At 59.9% G+C, this 4,221-nt stretch carries 5 protein-coding genes; 2 read left to right on the top strand and 3 right to left on the bottom strand.

Annotated elements, in window-relative coordinates:
* Positions 1-1,741: FUSC family protein (locus AC1DVH_RS26955; protein WP_477756356.1), on the bottom strand; the 1,741-nt coding region annotated here is incomplete at its 3' end.
* Positions 1,742-1,926: 185 nt separating this feature from the next.
* Here AC1DVH_RS26955 and AC1DVH_RS26950 point away from each other — a divergent pair.
* Complete coding sequence (locus AC1DVH_RS26950; RefSeq protein WP_477756355.1) at positions 1,927-2,982, top strand: tetratricopeptide repeat protein; 1,056 nt, start codon at positions 1,927-1,929, stop codon at positions 2,980-2,982.
* 45 nt (positions 2,983-3,027) lie between these two features.
* Positions 3,028-3,150 (top strand): hypothetical protein, encoded by a 123-nt coding sequence (locus tag AC1DVH_RS26945; RefSeq protein ID WP_477756357.1) that lies wholly within the window; start codon positions 3,028-3,030, stop codon positions 3,148-3,150.
* A gap of 4 nt (positions 3,151-3,154) precedes the next feature.
* Here AC1DVH_RS26945 and AC1DVH_RS26940 read toward each other — a convergent pair whose 3' ends face one another.
* Positions 3,155-3,532 (bottom strand): response regulator, encoded by a 378-nt coding sequence (locus AC1DVH_RS26940; protein WP_223458099.1) that lies wholly within the window; start codon positions 3,530-3,532, stop codon positions 3,155-3,157.
* Positions 3,529-4,221: sensor histidine kinase (locus AC1DVH_RS26935; protein ID WP_477756354.1), on the bottom strand; the 693-nt coding region annotated here is incomplete at its 5' end. The genes AC1DVH_RS26940 and AC1DVH_RS26935, both read right to left, overlap by 4 nt.

Below are 4,221 nucleotides of genomic sequence, written 5' to 3'. Positions count from 1 at the left end.
GCATCATGGTCAGGCGATCGACCATACGGCTCTCGAACGCAAACTGCTGCTCATCGGTCGCCGAGGTTTTCAACAAGGCGTACACCTGCTCGCAGCTCTCTTTGTGGAGCCGGCGCATGCGCAAATCCGGCATGAACGGAAAGATCAACGCATACACACTCAACGCCAGCACGGTCGCGCAGGTATAAGCGCCGGCAAACTCGAACCACTGGATCGCGGTGTTCTGGCCAATCCCCACGTTCAACGGGCCGAGCAACAGAAAAGTCGTGAGCCCCAGGCCAATGCCGGTACCTGTAGTGGCGGGACTGGCCAGGCCCACCGCAACGGCGTAGAGCAAGGGCGCCAGCAACAAGGCAAGCATCTCGAAATTGCTGATCATCGGCACAAACATGAACTGAAGCAGTGCCGAGGCCACCAGCGCCAGCCCGAACCCCCGCGCATAGMTTTGAACGGCCAGCAGCGGCCGGGGAAACGTCGACATCAGCGAACACAGGATGCCCACCAGCACCATCGCGCCTCGCGCACCGTCCCAACCGGTTTCGATCCAGATCAGGCCGGCGATCAACAGCGCGGAAAAGGCCCGGACGGCATTCATGGTCGCCAGGGTGAAGTCCAGGTGCAGCGGGTTTTCCCGCCCGCGAAACACGCTGCTGGCGGGTCGCCCGCTCTGGATGGCATCACTCAACTCCAGAATCTGCTCAAGTTGCTGCAGAAGGCGTGCTTGCTCCCAGCGCAACGACCAGGCCAGCGAGCGCAAGGTGGCCGGCAGCGGCTCAGTCAATTGTTCGGCCCTGTAGGCCAGCTCATCAAAGCGTTGTTGCAGCGACGTGAAATGATGGCGCTTTTCACTGGACAGCGAACGCCCCTGCCGCGCCAGTTCATCGAGAAAGGCCAGTTCTTCGGCGCGCAGCCGTTGAATTTCTTCAGACAACTCGCCCTCCCAGCGCTCGGTCAACAACAACCGCTGGTGGCGCAAGGCGGTCAACCGCGCGGTCAACAACACCAATTGATTGCCCAACAGTTGCACCAGGCCGTTGGCACTGCGCAAGCGCGGGGCATCGTAATACATGTGCCGGCGCACACCCTCCAGGCCGCTGATCTGCCCCAACAGCTGCATTTGTCGGTGCTGGAAATCCGCTTCGCTCTCTTCGGTGCGGATGACGGCGCTGGCATGGGTGGCCAGCAACCGGGTGATTTGATCGATCTTCGCGAAATAGTCCCGTGCCACGGCTTCCGGCCTGGCGGTAAGCAGGCTGACCACGCACACGCAGGCAACCGCCAGCAAGGTTTCGGTGAGGCGGGTCACCGCCAGCAAAAAGGTGCCGTCCTGATCGGGAATTGCCAGCAATGCGATGACCACGGCAGTGTAGCCACTGAGCACGAATGCCCCGGAGCTGGTGTAGCGCAACAGCGTGCCACCGGCGGTGCACAGCGCCAGCCACAGGGCCAGGGTGGTGATGAACGGCAACGGTGCCTGCGCAAATATCGCCATGATTGCCACCGCCACGACCGCCCCCATGGTGGTACCGATGACTTGGCCAAAACTGCGCGCCAGCACCATGCCGCCCAGTGGCTGGCTGATGATGACCACGGCCATGATCGACCACTTGGGTTGGTCCAGATCGAACAAAAACGCCAGATACAGTGTCAACAAACCGGCCGCGATGGTTCGCAGGGCAAACAGCAACACCCCGGGGCCGGGGTTGAGCATGGCCTTGAAGTACTGCAACAACGCTTGCATGGGAACACTCGTCGAGACACCTCCAGCAAGCGTAGTCACTGCTGCGGGGCCTCGACAGGTTTTGCTGTCGACACCGCTTGCAGGCCCATTGAATCGCCAGTGAGCGTCGTCAAGGTTTGACTCAAAGCCTGGCCTGACCGAAGCTGGCGACCTTTGCAAAAGCTCGCCAGCTTCCGGATTCCTGCATGCCCAAGTCCCGCCGCTATCTGTTTATCAGCCTCTTTGCCCTGCTCGTCATCGGCCTAGCGTGGGTTTCCCTGCGCAATACCGCCCCGGTGGTTCCCGAAGCCATACAACATGGCTACAGCGAAGCACTGGCGGCTACCCGGGGTGGTCAACCCGGTGCCGCACGGGTGCTCTATCAGYAATTGGGCCGTCCGGACCTGTCCCCCAAGCGTCGTGTCTGGTTGCATGCCGAGCTGCCCAACTATCCAAGCTCGGTGGCCCTGAAACTGGCGGATGCCGACCTGCAGAACGAGTCGCCCGAGGTCCGTATCGCTGCGATCAGGAGTATCAGCGGCCTGGTACCGAGCGGCCAGCGCAGTCTGCTGCTGGGGCGATTGCTCGATGACAGCGAACAAAGCGTGCGGCTGGCCGCAATCAACGCGCTGCTGGGTTTGTCTCCGGATGAACTCGGCTTGTATTTCGGGCCGCTGGAGCAAGCCATCGATGCCTGGGAGCAAGTGCTCAAGAGCGAGCCGCAAAGCGCCGATAACCAATACCAACTGGCCCGGCTGCACCTGCACAACGCCGAGCTCAAGGAAGCGCAACAGGCGCTGGACAACACCCTGCGCCTGGCACCGGACAACCTGCCGGCGCTGGTGCTGCAAATCGAAGTGCTGGATAAACAGGGCCAAAACGACGCCGCCCGGCAGTTGTTGGCCAGGCAACTCCAGGCACAACCCGATTCGGCCTACCTGCAACATGCCCTGGGGCTCTGGCTGCTGCATCACGAGCAAAGCGAATTCGCCCTGCTCGGCTTGTCCAAAGCCGTTGAACTCGAGCCCAATAACCGGGATTACCGCTACGACCTGGCCACCACATTGCACAGTGAGCAAGAGCTCGAAGCGGCGCAGAAACAGTTGCAGGAAATCGTTCAGCGCCACCCGAACGACCGCAAGGCCCGGGTGCTATTGATCAATTACTGGAAGGAAAGCGGCCAACTGCAAAACGTACAGGTCCTGTTAGCCCAACTCGAACAGATGAACCCCGATGATCCGTCATTGCAACAAGGGCTTTGACCCCGCCTGAAATTTCGTTGAACCGTCGTCCCGGCCCAGGGTCAAGTGAAAAGGCAGCCCGTTGCGGCAGTGCGCGGCGGGTTTCTCGATCCGGGCATGCAGATGATCACCAAGCCCTTTACCTTTGATCTGTTGACGGCGAAGGTGCGGGAGATGATCAGCGCCTGAATGCTTATGAAAGCATGTCTTGCATCAGTTCCTGCAATTTATCCAGATCGAAAGGTTTGTCCAGGATCGGCGCCGTGCGGGTGATCGGGCTGTCGGTCTCACGGATCTCCTGGGCATAGCCGCTGATGAAAATCACCTTGAGTTCCGGTCGCAGCTTCACGGCGGGTTCGGCGATCTGCACGCCGGAGATGCCACCGGGCAGGCGGAAGTCGGTGATCATCATGTCCAGGTGCGGTTTGCTCGCGAGGATTTCAAAAGCCTGCTCGCCGTTTTCCGCCTGCAACACGCGGTAACCCTCGCCCGACAGATAAGCGGACAGCACCATCAGAATCGAGGGATCGTCCTCGACGACGAGTACTACATCTTGTGCATCTTCGCTCATGGGAAGCCTTTGTTCGGTCGATTGCTGCTGATACGACCGTGGGGTCGATCAGAGGTTGCGTTTATCTGGCTGTTTTCCTGCAGCGGCAGACAAACGCGAAACAAGGCGCCTTCGCCAATCCTGCTCTGGACCGTAATAGTACCGCCATGGGCGGTGACAATCTGTTCTGAAATAAACAATCCCAGGCCCAGTCCGGCACCGATATGTTTGGCCGATACCCGTTCGAACTGCTGGAAAATCCGCTTCTGGTTTTCTTCACTGATACCGATCCCCTGGTCCTGCACGTCCACCAGCGCCCGGCCCTCTTCACTGTAGACTCTCACCGAGACCAGGCCCTTGGCCCCGTAGCGCAAAGCGTTGCTCAACAGGTTGGAAATCACCTGTTCAATACGAAATTCATCCCAATTTCCGATCACCGGTTGCTCGGCATCCAGCGTGACCGACGCCTCGGCGGCGTCGATTTGTTGGGAAAAGTTGTGCATCACGTCGCGAACCAGCGTCGAAAGGTCGAAACACGTCGACCGGATCGACAACTTGCCGGTGCGAATACGCGAAACGTCGAGCATGTCTTCGATCAAGCGTATGAGGCTTTTGATCTGCCGTTCGTCGCGGTCGACCATGGCGTGCATCTTGTCCAGGGTGAAGGCGGCGGCGTTGTCCCGGGCCAGGTGCATCTTGCGCAACTGGGT

This window comes from Pseudomonas sp. P4_C3, assembly GCF_056402075.1.
This window is presented reverse-complemented; position numbering and strand designations above follow the sequence as displayed.